Below are 16,767 nucleotides of genomic sequence, written 5' to 3'. Positions count from 1 at the left end.
TTCGTGATTGACATCACCAATCTCGAGGAGCAAACTTCAAAAGTTGAAAGCTGTCATCGCAATTGAAAGGGCAATGATGTCCACAATCAATCCCCCCGCCGCCGGGCGACCAACGAAGGTCGAGATCCGGCACGATACGGGGCTCAAGAGAGACATCGGAAAGATCGGACTTCTGTTCACCGGTGTTGGTTCGATCATCGGGTCCGGTTGGCTCTTCGGAGCCTTCAACGCCTCGGTGATGGTGGGACCCGCATCGCTCATCTCGTGGGCGCTGGGCGCCGTGATGATGATCTTCGTTGCGCTGAACTACGCCGAACTCGGCGTGATGTTCCCCGTTGCCGGCGGGGTGATCCGCTTCCCCCACTTCTCCTTCGGCTCGTTCGCGAGCTTCACCAGCGGCTGGATCACTTGGCTCTCGGTCGCTGCGACCGTGCCCATCGAGGTCATGGCCGCCGTCCAGTACGCATCGAGCTACCTCCCCTGGCTGATGCACACCGTCGATGACGTCGCTGTGCTCACCGGGCCCGGCATCGTGGTGAGCATCGCGCTGATGCTGGTCTTCAGCTTCATCAACCTCTACGGCGTCCAGCTCTTCGCACGATTCAACAACGTCCTCGTGTGGTGGAAGCTCGCCGTCATCCTTCTCGTCATCGTCGTGTTCATGATCCTGGCCTTCAACCCCGGCCACTTCTCAAGCCAGCGCTTCGGCGGATTCGCTCCCAATGGAATCGGACCGATCTTCGCAGCCCTCCCCGCAGCAGGCATCGTCTTCTCCTACCTCGGCTTCCGTCAGGGCGTCGAGTTCGCAGGCGAGACCACGAACCCGCAGAAGAACGTCCCCTTCGCAGTGATCGGCTCAATCCTCGTCACCGGCGTCATCTACATCGCACTGCAGGCGGCCTTCATCGGCGCCCTGCCCACGGACCTCCTCGAGGGCGGTTGGAAGAACCTCGCATTCAACAACGACGCAGGACCTCTCGCAGAGATCTCGCTGCTGCTGGGTGCTGTGTGGCTGGCAGTCATCCTCTACGCCGACGCCATCGTCTCCCCTGCCGACACCGGCCTGATCTACACCGCGCTGGCTCCTCGCCTGTCCTACTCGCAGGCGAAGGTCGGCAATGCTCCGCGCGCACTGGCAAAGCTCAACAAGCACGGTGTTCCGTGGATCTCGCTCCTCGTCGTGTTCATCGTCTCGTGCATCATGTTCCTGCCGTTCCCCTCGTGGGCGAAGCTCGTCGGATTCATCACCTCCGGCACGGTGCTCTCGTTCGCCACAGGGCCTGTGGTCGTCGCCGCGCTGCGTCGTCAGCTGCCCGAGCAGGAGCGTCCGTTCAAACTGCCTGGCAACGATGTGCTGCCGATCATCGGCTTCATCTGCGCGAACCTCATCGTGTACTGGACAGGCTGGGAGACGAACTGGAAGCTCTTCCTGGCTGTGGCCATCGGCTATGTCGTGATGGTCCTCCACCACATCTTCGCCAAGGACAAGGCCCGTCTGCCGGATCTGAAGATGCGCTCCGGCTGGTGGATGATCCTGTGGATGGCCGGCCTGGTCCTCCTCAGCCTCATCGGCCACTACGGTGGAGGCCTGGACATCATGGGCTTCATCTGGGGCGAAATCGTCACCGTGATCTTCTCGATCGTCGTCTTCTACGTCGGCATCGCCTGCCGCCTGTCTCCGGAAGAGGCCGTCGAAGCCGTCGAGCAGACCCAGATCGACGACTGACGACCACACCGATCGATCGCTGATCCCGTCCGATCGATCGGTGATGCCGCCCCGGTGCTCTCTTGCGCCGAGGCGGCTTCGTCGTTGCGCGGCCCGTGCAGTTCCACCCGTCGACGGTCGGATCCGAGCGTGACTCAGCGGTTGTCGGCGATTGTCGCGGTTGTCGGCGATTGTCGGCGGTCAGATCCCGTCGTCGAAGTGAGGACGGATGCCGGCAAGCTCTTCGGTTGTGTCGAAGTCAGCGACCACGGTCGGATCGACGTCGACGAGGACCGGATCGAGACCGTCGAACAGGCGTCTGACCGCCCCGTTCGCGGGATCGCCGATAGCTTCGAGGCGTGTGAGAAGCAGCCGATGCGGCCATGCCGAGCACAGGAACTGTGCCTTGCCCCGCTCGTCCTCCCCCGCGACCGGGCTGTTCGTCTGCCGACACACGTCGACCAACTCGCCGAGGTGGCCAGCAGTGATCAGGGGCATGTCCCCTGCCAGCACCAACGTCACGTCATCTGCGTTCGAAGCGGAGGCGTCGGACGCTCCTTCAGCCGTCCCTGCGTCACGGTCGCGGTTACGCTCGGTGTCACCTACGGTGCGTTCCATCGCGAACGCAGCTGCGGCGATCCCGGCCAGCGGACCGGCGAAGACCGGCTCCTCGCGAACGGAGTGCACGGATTCCGTCTCGGCCTGGCTCAGCCCTTCCGTCGGTCCGGCCACCCATACCTCGGCGGCGGGATCGGCCGTGCGAACTGCGGTCAGGATGCGGGAGATCACGCTCGTCCCGCCCAGTTCGACGCCGGGTTTGTGGACACCGCCGAAGCGACTCGACCTGCCTCCGCTGAGAATGATCGCACGAATCGTCATGCCCCGATCCTACGTCGGAGTCCGCCGTCGCCCACCGGCAGCCGCTGTCGGATCCGCAACGATATTCGCACGACATTTCCTCACCGAGTGAGCAATACTGTTAAGCACCACCAGTCGACCGAAGCACCACCAGGGCAGCACGGACAGAGACGGAGCGGTACGCCGCGACGCATGCGCTCGGCCTGCACTGACCGTAATGGCACGGAGGAGCACAAGAATGACGAAGTTCGATGTTGTCGAGGCGTCCATCGCGACCCTGCGCCGCGCACTCGAGGACGGGACGACCACCTCGGCGGAATTGGTCGAAGCCTACCGTGCCCGCATCGCCGCGTTCGACGGCCCGGACACGGATACGAAACTCAACTCCGTCATCGTCGACAACCCCGATGCCCTCGCTGAGGCGACCGCCTCCGACGACAGGCGTGCGCGTGGTCAGACGCTGGGCCCCCTCGACGGGATCCCGTACACCGCGAAGGACAGCTATATGGTCGCAGGACTGAGTGTCGCTGCCGGCTCCCCCGCCTTCGCCGACCTCATCGCGCAGAAGGACGCGTTCACGATCGAACGCCTGCGCGCCGCGGGTGCCATCTGCCTGGGCTTGACGAACATGCCGCCCATGGCCAACGGCGGCATGCAGCGCGGACTCTATGGCCGCGCCGAGAGCCCCTACAACGCCGACTGGCTGACCAGCGCGTTCGCTTCAGGTTCCTCGAATGGCTCGGGAACGGCGACGACGGCGAACTTCGCGGCATTCGGTCTTGGCGAGGAGACCTGGTCATCGGGTCGCGCCCCCGCTTCGCACAACGCGCTCATCGCCTACACGCCCTCACGCGGCGTCATCTCCGTGCGCGGCAACTGGCCACTCGTGCCGACGATGGACGTCGTCGTCCCCCATACCCGGTCGATGGCCGATCTCTGTGAAGTCCTCGACGTCATCGTCGCCGACGACACTGAAACCCGCGGCGACTTCTGGCGCGTCCAGCCCTGGGTCGAGATCCCCCGAGCATCAGCAGTCCGACCCGATTCGTACTCCGATCTGCTTCCAACCGATGCAGATGCCGCGCTCTCGAAACTGGCCGGCAAGCGCCTCGGCATTCCCACCATGTACATCAATGCCGATCCCGATGCCGGGACGAACCCCGACGGTGGAATCGGCGGGCCCACAGGGCAGCGGATCGAGACCCGCGCGTCGGTGATCGCCGCGTGGGAGGCCGCCCGTCGCGATCTCGAAGCTGCCGGCGCTGAGATCGTCGAAACCGACTTCCCCGTCGTGAGCAACTACGAGGGCGATCGCCCCGGTGCGCCGACGATCAGGACGCGCGGAATCGTCAGCCCCGACTACCTCGACCGCGAGATCAACGACCTCTCAGCATGGGCCTGGAACGATTTCCTGGCCGCCAACGGCGACCCGAAGATGAACACCCTCACCGAGGTGGACGGGGCCCAGATCTTCCCTCACCCGGACGGTGCGCTCCCGGATCGCTACACCGGGTTCGACGACGACATCGCCACCTACCCGAAGATCGTGCGGGACCGTCCGTACGCCTCGGTGACGGAGATCCCGGAACTCGAGGACGGAGTCCGAGGACTTGAGGTGACCCGCCGGCTCGACCTCGAGGAATGGATGGACTCACTCGGACTCGACGCGGTCGTCGTCCCTGCCATGGCCGATGTCGGTCCGGCGGACATGGATGTCAATGAGTCGTCGGCCGACCTCGGCTGGCGCAACGGCACATGGGTGGCCAACGGCAACCTGGTCCCCCGCCACCTCGGCATCCCGTCGGTGACTGTGCCGATGGGCACGATGACCGACACCGGGATTCCGATCGGGCTGACGATCGCCGGGCGCGGCTGGGACGACACCGCGCTCATCGAACTCGCCGCGGCCTTCGAAGCCACCGGTGATCGGCGCGAGGTTCCGCCCCGGACACCGCGACTGCAGAGCCAATAGTCTGAATTCTTCGGGTGAACATCAGGATCCTCTTCTCCAACGGGGGTGAATGGTGGCAGGGTGTTGTCATGGAGGATTTCGCCCGACTTGCCGAGCACGCCGCAGCGCTGCTCGATGCCCACCAGAACGATCGCCCGCTGGTACTTCCGACTGTGTGGGATGCCTGGTCGGCCCACGCGATGGTCGATGCCGGGTTCAGGGCCCTGAGCGTCGGGTCGCATCCGCTGGCGAACGCCCTCGGTGCCCCCGACGGCGAGGGAATGAGCCTCGGCCAGGCCCTCGACGGAGTCCGGCACATCACGTCTGCTGTCGACGTGCCCGTCACCGCTGACATGGAGTCTGGCTACGACACTCCAGCTCCTGACCTCATTGCCGGGCTTCTGGGCGTCGGCGCTGTGGGCCTCAACATCGAGGACACGGTCCACAGTCAGGGGCGGATGCGCAGTGCCGAAGAGCACGCGGAGTACATCGGCGATCTGCGCCGGGCCGCTGATGCGCAGCGTGTGCACGTCGTCATCAACGCCCGCACCGACGTGTTCAAGAACGCCGGTGACTTCGAGGACCCCACCGCCGAGGCGATCCGACGTCTCAATCTGTGCGCCGAGGCGGGTGCCGATTCCGTCTACCCCGTCGCTATGCCCAGCGTCGACGTTCTCAAGACGGTCCTATCCCAGGTCACACTGCCGCTCAACGTCACGGCGCATCCGGTCAAGGGAGCCATCCCCGATCAGCTCGACCTCCGACAGCTCGCTGAGCTGGGGGTGAGTCGAGTGACCTTCGGTCCGCTGCTGCAGTCAGCTCTCCACGACTACTTCGGTGAATTCACCCGCGCCTGGCACTGACGGCGACACGGAGATCTTGGGCCCCTCGTTGCACGGCCGGCCTGGCCTCACAGCACATAGCCACAGCACACAGCCACAATTGAACATTCGCTGGAACCGCAATGATGAGGAGTCGCAATGCCTGAGAACGCCCGCCAAGGACAGCCCGTCTGGGTTGATTACACCTGTCACGAGTTCGAAACCACAACGAAGTTCTACACCGAGATCTTCGGGTGGGAGTTCACCGATCAGGGGCCAGACTTCGGCCACTACAACATGATCACGAAGGATGGGGCTGCGATCGGCGGGGCCATGCGCGCCGTGAACATGGACGGGACGCCGAATCCGATGATCCCGACGACCTGGACGACGTACCTCCACACCGATGACATCGCGAGCACCTATGCCGCAGCGCTTGCCGCCGGAGCCGCTCCCATCGCCGAACCGATGGCTGTCGGACCGCTGGGCCAGATGGCCGTCATCACCGATCCGACAGGCGCGGGAGTCGGCATGTGGCAGACCGGTGACTTCACCGGCTTCGACACTCCACTGACGCCCGGCACTCCGGTGTGGTTCGAGCTCATGACCTTGGACTTCCCTACCGCCCTGGAGTTCTATCGCACTGCCTTCTCCTTCGACATCACCCTGATGGAGGGATTCCCCTACGCCACGCACGGACCCGAAGCGACAGCTGTTGCCGGCATCTGCGATGCCAGTGAATGGACGCAGGTCTCGTTCTGGCGCGACTATTTCAATGTTGATGATGCTGATGCCGCTGCTGCGAAGGTGACCGAGCTCGGCGGGAAGGTCCTCGCAGGACCCGAGGATTCGCCCTATGGCCGCATCGTCACCGTCACCGACCCGGAAGGGGCGACGTTCCAGCTGCAGCAGAATCCGTGACGGGCAGGTTCTCCCCACTCCGGTCCAAGTATCTGAGCCTGGGACTGGGTGAGCTGGCGGCCGTCGCGGTATTCGCGACGGCCGCTCTCCTGTGGCAGGACAAGCTCGCAACATCGGGAGCACTCGCGGCTCTGTGGTGTGCGCTGCTTCCTCTGCTCGTCGTTCTGCTCCAGGCCGGTGTCTACTGGCTGCTCGCCCGGTCCTGGATCACGTCGGGCCGGATGCCGCCCCCGACTGCGCAGATCTTTCGCGTACTGCGTGTCATCAATCCGATCATCCTGATCGCGGGGCTGGTGGGAGTCATCGCAACCTTTCCAGCCGGGCCGTTTGCGGCAGCGATCGTGCTCCTCGTCTGGGCGTTCGGTGCCATCGAGTACATCAACTACTACATTGTCAGACTCTCCTACCCGTGGACCCAGTGGGCTTCAGAAGTCGGTCATTGGAGAACGCCGAAGCTGATCAAGGACATTCGCGCAGTCCATTGACCGATTCTTGAGCAGTCTGTGGTCCGCAGAATACGGTTCGCCGTGTGCAGAAGGCCGGAGCGTCACATCACAGAGCACCAGTGATCTGCTCAAAAATAGGCCAATTCGTCAGTCGACACTCACCCCGTTCCTGGCGGCGATCGTCAACCGCGCAGCGCCAGTGCGAACGGAAGCACCGCGGTCGCGCCTGCCTGCCGAAGCAGTCGAGCACCGATGGCCATCGTCCAGCGTGAGACCACTTCGTCATCGACGAGCAGCACCGACTTTCCTGCCACCGCCTCTTCGACCTCGGGCGGGACGACGAACGCATCATAGAGGTCCTTGACCCTGAATGCGCTGTTGACGTCTGGAGTGCCGTGGTCGTGGACCTGCAGCAGTTCGCCGCCGTCGATGAGCCTGCCCGCAGATGCCAGGTTCGCTGCCAGCGACCTCACTGTTAGGGGCCTGCGAGCACTCGGCATCGAGACGACGGCTTCGGGCCGGATTGCCCAGTCCCATTGGCCCAGCACTTCGAGACACCATTTGCCGATCTGGGCGGGCACTTCGGCGTCCGGAGCGTCGGGCGCGAGGAAGGATCGCAGTGTCTGACCCTGCCCCAGGTCGCTGAGTCGCGCGATGGCCCGGCCTTCGGCGGCCAGTTCTCCGACGGGAATCTTGCCCTTGAGCGGGACGCCGATGTTGGCCATGCCGCTGGGCCAGGTGCTGCGTGGGTCGATGGGCAAGCCGATGCGATGCAGAGTCCCTGCCGTCGCCTGCCTCTGCTCATCTGAGATCTCGGTGGACCACCAGATTCCGGCACAGTTGTCGCAACGCCCGCAGGGTTTGGGCTCGGGGTCGTCAAGCTGACGAATGAGGAACTCCATGCGGCACTCGCGCGTGGACTCGTAGTCGAGCATCGCCTGCGCTTCGGCGGCCCGCACTGCAGCAACCTTCTCGTAGCGTTCCTGGTCATAGACCCAGCCGCGCCCGGTCGAAATGTATCCACCCTTGATCTTGGTGACGGCGTCCTCGACCTCGAGGGTCTTCAGCAGCAGCTGCAGACGGGTGCGCTTGGTGCCGACAAGGGTCTCCAAACGGGCGACGGACAACGGGCCGTCCGCCTCGGCGAGGGCTTGGAGCACGGCATTGGCATCGGTCTGGCTGGGCATCGAGGCAGTGGCGAAGTAGTTCCAGATCTCCTGGTCTTCAGCACCGGGAAGGAGGAGGACATCCGCGGAATCAGTTGCGCGACCGGCACGACCAACCTGCTGGTAGTAGGCGACGGCAGACGATGGGGCGCCGATGTGGAGGACGAATCCGAGATCGGGTTTGTCGAAGCCCATCCCCAGCGCCGAGGTGGCTACGAGTGCCTTGATCCGGTTGTCCTTGAGCTGCTGCTCAAGGTCTGCGCGTTCCTCCGCATCGGTGCGGCCGGTGTAGGCGCGGACCTCGTGGCCTTGGTCGCGCAGGATTCGAGTGATGTCCTCGGCGGCGCTGACCGTGAGCGTGTAGATGATTCCCGAGCCGGTGAAATCGCCGAGGTGGGATGTCAGCCAGGCGATGCGGCCACTCGCATCGAGGCCGGGCAGGACACCCAACCTCAGGGAGTCGCGGGCAAGCTCACCACGAACGACGGTGGTGTCGTGGCCCAACTGTTCGGCGACGTCGGCGACTACACGGGAATTAGCTGTGGCGGTCGTGGCCAGGACCGGGGTGTTGCCGGGAAGTTCGGACAGGATGTGTCCGATGCGTCGGTAGTCGGGGCGGAAGTCGTGACCCCAGTCGGAGATGCAATGTGCTTCGTCGACGACGATGAGACCGAGGAAGGCAAGAAGCTGGGGCAGGACCTCGTCACGGAACTGCGGGTTATTCAGCCGCTCGGGCGAGACGAGCAGAACGTCGAGGTTGCCGGCTCTGAGATCGTCGAGGACGGTGTCCCACTCGGTGACATTGGAGGAGTTGAGGCTGGCTGCGCGGACCCCTGCACGTTCGGCAGCGGCGATCTGGTCGCGCATCAGGGCCAACAGCGGGGAGATGATGAGGCTGGGACCGGTGCCCGCGGCGCGCAGCATGCGGGTGGCCACGAAGTACACCGCGGATTTGCCCCACCCGGTCCGCTGGACCACGAGGACTCGTTTCTTCTCCACGACGAGATCGCGGATCGATTCGAGCTGACCGTCCCGGAACTGCGCCTCGGGATTCGCGGTGAGTTCGGCCAGGATGCGCTGGGCCTGCGCAGTGAAATCGGTGGTGTCAACGGGTGCGGCAGTCGGGGTGGATTCGGTCATGGGCACAGTCTAGGTGTCGCCACTGACACAGCCACTCAGCCCCTGGCCCGTCACCGCAGGGCGACGTTGACTCCCAGGGTCGCAAGGACGCCGAAGAGCACGCCCCAGAGGATGATCGAGATGATCTGCCAGAACGCCACGACATTGCGGTTCGCGCCGAAGCCGACCATCGCCGACGATGTGATCTGCGACGGCAGGAGCGTCTGTCCCAGGAGGGAGACTCCTGGAACCCCGAACTTGTCGAACATGCGTTTGAGGCGCTGGCGCTTCGGCGAGGGTTCAGCGTCTTCCCTGTTCTTCGTCGCCTTGTCGCGGATGGCTCCAGCACCGTAGACGAAGACGAGCATCGAAACCGCATTGCCGATGACGGCCACGATGATCGCGACGACAGGGTGCAGCCCGATCGCGACGCCGATGACCGACCCGAAGTAGGACTCGACGAACGGGATTGCGGAGACGAGCATGACGCCCGCCCACTGCAGCCAGTCGGGAAAGGCATTCGCGAAGTTCTGGATGGTTTCGATCATTTCAGGCTCCTGTTTCGAAGAGTCGAGGTCATTGCCATGCCGATCACAGTGCACCGTTTCGACGATTGCGGGCCATCGAATTAGCACAGCGTACTAGTACAATGTACTACACGGCGCGTGCGGCGGGCGACAGGAGGCCGACACCTGGGCATATGGTGGAACAGACGAGGGAGGAGTGAGATGACTCGACGCGATGACATCATTGCCGCCGCAATCCGGCTGGCCGAACAGTCGAGCACCGGGCAGGCTAACCTCAGCGTGCGAGCCGTGGCCAAGGAAGCCGGGATCGGAGCATCGACGTTGCGTCACTACTTTCCTACGCAGTCCGATCTCCACGAGGCGATTGCCCGCAGGTACATGCACGTCGCAATCAATGACTTCTCGATCGACGATTCCGCACGCGACCCCGCCGAGCGCCTCTTCGAGTGCTGTGCCCAGCTCCTCCCCAGTCACGAACACCGCCAGATCCAGCTCGACACCTGGCTGAGCGCACATGTCAACGGTCTCGGCCCTGAACGACGTGCCCCGGTCCGCAGACTCCTCGAACACAGCCACGAAGTCACCTATGACCATCTCGATCGCTGGCTGCAGGTCCTCGTCGATGAAGGCCACCTCGATGCCGCCGAGGTGGCCCCGTCCTCGACGGCACTGTTCACCATGCTCGACGGCCTGGCCCTGCACTCGATCATCACGCCCGAGCGCATCACCGTCGATGCCGCCCGCGACCAACTCAGATGGCTGATCGCGAAGGTGCTCGAGCCGAAGAGCTGATCACCTCATCTGACCAGCGGCCCGATGCAGGGCCTCGGTGAGACGGCCGAGCTTCTCGGAGGCGAGGTTCCAGTGATGCCAATAGAGCGGGACATCGATGTTCGGCTCAGATGAGAGCGGGACGAGGTCCTGACTGAGATCTCCCAGCTGCATGATGGGGATCAGCCCCCACCCGACTCCCACCTCGACTGCGGCCGCGAAATCCCACGAGCTGGGCACCACCGACATCGGTGGGGTCGTCGCAACTCCGGCGCGTCTGAGAAACGCGAATTGAAGGTCATCATCCTTGCCGAAGTTCACCATGGGCAGGGACCCAAGGTCCGCCTCGGCGCTTGGTCCGGCACCACGCTCCGTGCCGTACCGAGCAAGCAGGCCCTTCGTCGCGACAGCGACGTAGCGCATCGAACCGAGCTTCTGCACCTGGGTGCCATAGCCACCAGCCTCCGCCGAGGTGATGGTGCCCAGCACCTCCCCCGACGTCAGCAATGGGAGGGCCTTGTCTTGGTCGGCGACCTCGATTCGGATGACGATATCGTCCCAGCCGGCCACCTCGGCGAAGATCGGTCGAAACCACGTCGACAGCGAATCGGCGTTGACGCCGATACGCAGCACCGTCGGCACTCGCCTGCGTTGGCCAGGCGCTCCCCCGGCGTCCGTGCCGACGCCGTCGGGAGCATCGATGTCGATGCCGTGCAGGCGGTCCATGGTTTCGGACTCGAGCAACTCGACCTCCCGCGCATATTTCAGGACCGCCTCCCCCGCCTCGGTGACGGTGACCGGGTTGGTCCGACGAATGAGCACCTGCCCGAGGCGGGACTCGAGCGTCCGGATGCGCTGGCTGGCCGCCGACGGGGTGACGCCCAGGACGAAGGCCGCGCCTTCGACCGTGCCCTCGTCCACAGCAGCGGCGAGCGCCTTGACCTGTTCGATGTTCATGAAGCAATTGTGCATCACATGTAGATACTGTTGTTTTTCTTATCTCCATTCGAGCCATAGTCTTTTCGGGTGCTCACTCATCTCATCAGCGGAACCCTCGCCGGTTGGTCGCTTATCATCGCCGTCGGCCCACAGAACGCGCTTGTCCTGCGTCAGGGAATTCGGCGCGAACACCTCGGCGTGGTGCTCACGATCTGCATCCTCGCCGACGTCGCACTCATCGCAGCGGGCACGGTGGGCATCGGCGCGATCGTGCTGCTGGCGCCCTGGGCTCTGGAGATGCTGCGGTGGCTGGGCGTGGCCTATCTGCTCTGGTACGCGTGGGGCAGCCTGCGTTCGGCACGTGCAGCCTCGGGGCTCGAAGCGGACACGCATCAGCGCAGCCTGAAGTCCATCATCGCGACGACTCTGGCGCTGACCTTCCTCAATCCCGGGGTCTACCTCGACACCGTCGTCATGCTCGGCAACCTGGCGAATCAGCAGGGTGCGGGCGGAGCATTGCCGTTCACAGTTGGTGCAATGGTCGGATCGATTACATGGTTCCTCGGCATCGGGTACGGCGCCCGCGGCCTTTCGGGCTACCTTGCCAGGCCGCGCGTGTGGCAGGTTCTCGACATCATCATCGCTATCGTGCTGGTAGTCCTGGCCGCTCGGTTGGCGTTCGGGTAGGGACCAGGTCTCGCCCCACCGAGACGACGGTACGCGCCAACGCACCGCCACCTCGGCGAGGGATGAGCTCACTGCTTCTGAGCCTTAGAGCGACAGGCTCGGATGCAGCTGGGTCAGCGTGACCATACGCTTCCGGCTGCAGACGAGCATCGTCGCCACCAGGCAGATCGCGGTCATCAGCAGCAGCACTGCAGCTGCCTGCGCGGCGATGAACATGTCTCCGCCGGCGATGAGCGACCGCAAGCCGTTGACCGCATGCGTCATCGGCAGGAACGGTGAGATCGCTTGGAAGATGCCCGGCGCGGTCTGCACCGGATACGTTCCACCCGCCGAGGCGATCTGGATCATGAGAAGGACGAGCGCAACCAAGCGGCCAACACCTCCCAACGCCGCGACGCACAACTGATGGACGGCATGGAAGCTTGCCGCGACGAGGATCGAGAACAGGAGCGTCCAAATCCACGACCCGGCCGAGAAGTCGAGGGCGAATGTAAGCACGCCGTAGAGGACAGCAACCTGCGCGATGCCGAAGAGGAGCCCCGGCACATAGCCGGCCCATGCAATCCGCGACGACTTCGCCGATGAGGCGAGCGCCCGGTACGGGATGGCGTTGATGACCATGTAGGTGATCATGCCGCCGATCCACAGCGCCAGCGACACGAAGAACGCCGCCAGGCCCTCACCGTAGGCACTGACCGCATTGTCCTTGACCTTCTCAGCATCGACGGGCAGCGCGACGACGTTCGAGCGGTTCTCCCGGTCGGACTTGTCGTAGGTCGGGATCTGCTTGAGGCCCTCGGCGAGCTTGTCGGCCAGTTCGCCCGACCCGTCGACGAGCTTCTTCGCCCCCTTGTCCAGCTTCGTCGAACCGTCGGCGAGCTTTGATGAGCCATCCTTGAGGTCGGAGACTCCAGTCTTCGCCTTCGCCGTACCGTCCTTGAGCGCAATCGCGCCATCATTGAGGTCACCAGCGCCCGTGGCCAGCTTGCCGGCACCAGCATCGAGCTTGATCAGGCCCGAGTGCAGATCGTCGGCCCCCTTCGAAACCTCCTGCGCCCCATCGTCGAGTTTGCCGATCTTCTTGTCGGCATCCCTGATCTTGCCCATGACATCGTCGACAGCCTTCCGGACCGGATCCTCGAGGTCTTTCGCATCATCGGCAGCCTTCGCCGCCCGCCCGTGAGCGGCATCAAGATCCCCGCCGAGGCTGTCCATGTCCTTGGCGAGCTTCTCGACGTTCGGGTCGTCCGGGTAGTCCTTGCGCAGCTGCGCGATCCGATCGTCGACATCACCGTGCACGGAATCGCGCGCGGATCCCAGATCGTCCTCGGCCTTCTTCAATTTGGGGCGGGTTCCGTCGACGAGGTCGTCGGCTTTGCGCTTGAGGTCTTCGGCCTTATCCGTGGCTTCATCAGCGGTATCGCGCAGCTGGCCGGTTCCGTCGGCAACCTGCCCGGCGCCGTCGGCGAGCTTCTTCGAACCATTCTTCGCCTCGGTGGTGGACTTGGCTAAGGTGTCGGCGCCGGTCTTGAGGTCACCGCTGCCCTTGACCAGCTGGCCTGCACCATCGTCGAGGTCACCGATGCCGGTCTGCAGCGTGCCGACTCCATCGTCGAGGGTATGCGCTCCGTCAGCCAGGTCGCCCGTACCGTCGTGAAGGTCGGTGGCCCCTTCGTTGAGCTGCTTCGCCCCGTCGACGGCCTTCTCGGTGGATGAGTGAATGTCGTTGAAGCCAAGGTAGACCTGGGATACGTATTCGGCAGTGGTGGTCTCGTTGAGGCCGGTCTTGATCTCGGACAGAATGGTTCCCGCCATCTGGCCGACGATGAAGTTGTGCGCGTCGTCGGTGCGCAGCTGCAGCCCGGCCTGCTCCGGGTCGTCTCCCCCGGTCGAGACGAGTCGCTCTGAGAAGTTCTTCGGGATCTCGAGCACAGCGAAGTACTTGCCCTCAGCCAAGCCGTCGTTGGCTTCCTTCAGCGAGGTTTCCTGCCAATCGAATCCGCCTTCGCCTTTGGGCGTGATCTTGTCGACGAGCTCATCGCCGGCGTGCAGCTCCTCGCCGGACTTGCCGGATTTGCTGCCGGAGTCGGGCTTCTCTGCACCTTCGTCGGCATTGACCACGGCGGCCTGCAGCTTGTCGAGGTTGTCGGTCGGTGCCCAGTTCGATGCAAGGTAGAGGCCGCCATAGATCGCTGGGATGATGGCGACGACGATGATCGCCAAGCGAGTGATCGTGTGCCGTTTGAAGCGAGTGAGTTCGAGCCATGGGAGGGAGAACATCGAAGAAACACCTTTATCGGATCAAGTGTGGAAACTGCGGGGAATGCAAGTGGGTCGAGGGCGCCCGCTCAGCGTTGTGATCGCGGGTCAGTCTCGTGAGTGATAGGTCAGTGTCGTGAGCGCTGTTCAGCGTCGTGATCACTGCGTTCGTGATCACTGCGTTGCTGAGTCAGCGGCAGCTCGGTCACCGAGGCGGGTGAGACCTCCCCGCCCAGGGCATCCATCACGACGTCGATCTCGGCTGAGTCCTCACATGTAACGATGAGTGTGAGCGGATTGTCCGGATCGCGTTTCCTCCGCAGCTCCTGATAGATGAGCAGACCGGCCCACGCGCGGGCTCGATCGGCGCGCTCGCGCAGAAAGTCGATGTTGTCGATGACGACCACAGGTGACTGGTCGAGGTTCGTCAGACCGAACTCGAGGAGGAATTTCTGCAGCTCGCTGAGTTCGGAGACGAAGGTCTTACCCTCGGCGTCGATGAGGAAGTCGGCGTCCTTCGCGTCTGCGGACGAGAAGGTGCCTTCCGGTAGACGATCGATGACGTCGGTCGCGGATCGGAACGTATCGCGAATGGTTTCGATGACATCGCGCAGAGAGGATTTCGACACCCACGGCTTGTACCAGGGCTGGAGCATGATGAGGCGTTCGGCAATGTGCTGGCCGACGGTGAAGTCCTTCTCTAGATCGGTCAGCCCCGCGACGTGGCCGACGGCGATGCAGCCACGGACGGCGCGCGCCCGCTTGCGGATGTCGAGGTCACCGACGTGACCTTCGCCGGAGGAGACATGCATACGGCCCGCGATCGACAGCAGCAGCGAGGTCTTGCCCGCTCCGGCGGCTCCGTGGATGATCGCGACGCCTCCGCGGTCGACGTCGAGGTCAATACCCGAGAAGACGTCGCCCTGCTTGCCCGACATGCCCCACCCTCGCAGGGTGATTTCAGGCGACTCGACTTCGGTCTCTTCGGTGAGCGTCTGTGATCTGCTCTCCATTGTTCTGGCTCCCAATCGTGTGTGCCCGTATCGGCCGATTGCAGCGGGCGCGAAATCCGCGCACCCCATTTCCCCGCACATTACGCCACGGGGGGAAGTTCTCAAGTATCGCTTAGCCGACACAGTTTAAGTTACTCATTAGTAATGGTAATTCCTCGGCGCTGAGGTTGTGAACCCGATTCGGGTGAATGTCTGCAAGGACACACCGTGAAACGGTACGCACGGACGCGGAGAATCGCCTCGGCGAGGGTGGGTCAGGGCGAAATCAGCTCTGCGCGGGAAGGGCGCTACGGTAGATCTGGTCGTAGTATCGAAAGTGGCGAGGGGCGGAACGGGAGCGATGGACGCATGAGCACGACGGTCAGTGACTTCGCGCGGCTGCGCAGCGGCTGGGGCCTGAGCCCGGCGACGGTCTCACCGGGCTGCTTCGCGTCTGTCATGGCGACAGGAATCGTCTCAGTCGGAGCTCACCTCAAGGGACTTGAAGCCCTGTCCTCGGCATTCTTCTGGCTGGCTGTCGTCCTCTACGTCTTCTTCGTGGTGCTCGTGGCCTGGCGAGCCGCCAGGTTCCCCGATGCATTGCGCGACGACCTCCACAACCCCAAGAAGGCCTTCGGGTTCTTCACCTTCGTTGCGGCGACCAATGTGCTGGCGACCGCACTCGAGGGCCAGTCACACATGCGCATCGCACTGGTGCTCTTCTGCGTCGGCCTCCTGTGCTGGCTGATCCTCGGGTATCTGATCCCCTTCATGGCGATCCTGGGCGCGAAGTCCGGACCTGTCATCACGCACGTCAACGGCACGTGGTTCGTCTGGGTCGTGGCTGCGCAGTCCGTCGCAGTCGTCGCATCCGGCCTGGCCACCGGACCTCCCGATTCCTCGCCTCTGGCCGATTTCAGCACCGGGTTCTCACTCATCGCGGTGATCATGTGGGCTGTCGGAGTTGCCCTCTATGTGGCCTGCGCTGTATTCATGGGGGTCCGAACCCTGCTGCATCGCATGGGGCCCGAGGACCTCGACGCTCCGTTCTGGGTGACGATGGGAGCTCTGGCCATCTCGGTCGTCGCGGGTTCACGGATTCTGGAGAGCGGACCGGCGCCGATTCTCACCGCAACCGAACTCCTCATCTCGGGAACCTCGGCACTGCTGTGGGCGTTCGCCACCTGGCTGATCCCCGCGCTTGTCGCAGCAGGCATCTGGCGGCACTTCCGCCACCGGATCCCGCTGGGCTATTCGGCCGGGCTCTGGAGCATGGTCTTCCCACTCGGGATGTACTCGGTCGCCAGCACCTATGTCGGCCAAGCCGATTCGATTCCCGCCATCGAGTGGATCGGTCAGCAGTGGTATTGGATCGGCCTGACCGTGTGGGCGATCGTCTTCTGCGGAATGGTGTGGTCGTTCGTCAGGTCGCTGCGGAGCCGAGGCGCTGTGAACCAGCAGGATGAACCGATACCAACTGACGCCAGGGCATGAACTGACACCGATGGTGTCAACAGGCGCCAGCAGTGCAGGATGGCCTTTTTTGAACGCGCCACGTCCGCATGGGCCGACAGAAAAGAGCTGCCGCCTGCTGATGATCAGCAG

The 16,767-nt window shown here is 63.8% G+C and carries 14 protein-coding genes; 8 read left to right on the top strand and 6 right to left on the bottom strand.

The features are described 5' to 3' along the window. The first annotated feature begins 73 nt into the window (after positions 1-73). Positions 74-1,726 carry an APC family permease gene (locus MPN20_RS13485; protein WP_242782956.1) on the top strand — a complete coding sequence of 551 codons (1,653 nt, stop codon included), beginning with the start codon at positions 74-76 and terminating at the stop codon, positions 1,724-1,726. A 180-nt stretch (positions 1,727-1,906) separates the two neighbouring features. Here MPN20_RS13485 and MPN20_RS13480 read toward each other — a convergent pair whose 3' ends face one another. Next, positions 1,907-2,584: an NTP transferase domain-containing protein gene (locus MPN20_RS13480; RefSeq protein ID WP_242782954.1), complete on the bottom strand. Its 678-nt coding sequence runs from the start codon at positions 2,582-2,584 to the stop codon at positions 1,907-1,909. A gap of 217 nt (positions 2,585-2,801) precedes the next feature. Here MPN20_RS13480 and MPN20_RS13475 point away from each other — a divergent pair, with 217 nt between their 5' ends. The 4 genes from MPN20_RS13475 (at position 2,802) to MPN20_RS13460 (ending at position 6,741) form a co-directional block, all read left to right on the top strand. After that, on the top strand, positions 2,802-4,535 hold the full coding sequence (locus MPN20_RS13475; protein ID WP_242782952.1) for an amidase: 1,734 nt from the start codon (positions 2,802-2,804) through the stop codon (positions 4,533-4,535). A 68-nt stretch (positions 4,536-4,603) separates the two neighbouring features. After that, positions 4,604-5,377 carry an isocitrate lyase/phosphoenolpyruvate mutase family protein gene (locus MPN20_RS13470; RefSeq protein ID WP_242782950.1) on the top strand — a complete coding sequence of 258 codons (774 nt, stop codon included), beginning with the start codon at positions 4,604-4,606 and terminating at the stop codon, positions 5,375-5,377. A 117-nt stretch (positions 5,378-5,494) separates the two neighbouring features. Continuing rightward, entirely contained in the window at positions 5,495-6,256 is a 762-nt protein-coding gene (locus tag MPN20_RS13465; protein ID WP_242782948.1) for a VOC family protein, read from the top strand. Then, the gene (locus MPN20_RS13460) at positions 6,253-6,741 is read left to right on the top strand and encodes a hypothetical protein (protein ID WP_242782946.1); all 489 of its coding nucleotides are present in this window, start codon (positions 6,253-6,255) and stop codon (positions 6,739-6,741) included. The genes MPN20_RS13465 and MPN20_RS13460 overlap by 4 nt, the downstream gene beginning before the upstream one ends. Positions 6,742-6,884: 143 nt before the next feature. On the opposite strand, the gene MPN20_RS13455 is transcribed toward MPN20_RS13460, so the two are convergent. Further along, complete coding sequence (locus MPN20_RS13455; protein WP_242782944.1) at positions 6,885-9,008, bottom strand: RecQ family ATP-dependent DNA helicase; 2,124 nt, start codon at positions 9,006-9,008, stop codon at positions 6,885-6,887. Positions 9,009-9,058: 50 nt separating this feature from the next. Next, entirely contained in the window at positions 9,059-9,535 is a 477-nt protein-coding gene (locus MPN20_RS13450; protein ID WP_242782942.1) for a hypothetical protein, read from the bottom strand. Between the two features lie 180 nt (positions 9,536-9,715). On the opposite strand from MPN20_RS13450, the gene MPN20_RS13445 reads away from it, so the two are divergent. Further along, positions 9,716-10,306: a TetR/AcrR family transcriptional regulator gene (locus MPN20_RS13445; RefSeq protein ID WP_242782940.1), complete on the top strand. Its 591-nt coding sequence runs from the start codon at positions 9,716-9,718 to the stop codon at positions 10,304-10,306. On the opposite strand, the gene MPN20_RS13440 is transcribed toward MPN20_RS13445, so the two are convergent. Then, entirely contained in the window at positions 10,307-11,242 is a 936-nt protein-coding gene (locus tag MPN20_RS13440) for an ArgP/LysG family DNA-binding transcriptional regulator (protein WP_242782938.1), read from the bottom strand. Positions 11,243-11,311: 69 nt separating this feature from the next. On the opposite strand from MPN20_RS13440, the gene MPN20_RS13435 reads away from it, so the two are divergent. Beyond that, positions 11,312-11,911: a LysE family transporter gene (locus MPN20_RS13435; RefSeq protein WP_242782936.1), complete on the top strand. Its 600-nt coding sequence runs from the start codon at positions 11,312-11,314 to the stop codon at positions 11,909-11,911. 84 nt (positions 11,912-11,995) lie between these two features. On the opposite strand, the gene MPN20_RS13430 is transcribed toward MPN20_RS13435, so the two are convergent. Further along, a complete protein-coding gene (locus MPN20_RS13430; protein WP_242782934.1) occupies positions 11,996-14,191 on the bottom strand; it encodes a YhgE/Pip domain-containing protein in 2,196 nt (731 codons plus the stop codon). Between the two features lie 107 nt (positions 14,192-14,298). Further along, positions 14,299-15,183, bottom strand: a complete 885-nt coding sequence (locus MPN20_RS13425; protein ID WP_242782932.1) for an ATP-binding cassette domain-containing protein — start codon at positions 15,181-15,183, stop codon at positions 14,299-14,301. Positions 15,184-15,531: 348 nt separating this feature from the next. Here MPN20_RS13425 and MPN20_RS13420 point away from each other — a divergent pair, with 348 nt between their 5' ends. Beyond that, positions 15,532-16,656 carry a tellurite resistance/C4-dicarboxylate transporter family protein gene (locus MPN20_RS13420; protein ID WP_242782930.1) on the top strand — a complete coding sequence of 375 codons (1,125 nt, stop codon included), beginning with the start codon at positions 15,532-15,534 and terminating at the stop codon, positions 16,654-16,656. Positions 16,657-16,767: the final 111 nt, after the last annotated feature.

The sequence above is a fragment of the Brevibacterium sp. ZH18 genome, from assembly GCF_022748595.1.
In the GTDB taxonomy this organism is placed as follows: domain Bacteria; phylum Actinomycetota; class Actinomycetes; order Actinomycetales; family Brevibacteriaceae; genus Brevibacterium.
Note: the sequence above shows the minus strand (reverse complement) of the source record. Positions and strands in the feature narration are given on the sequence as shown.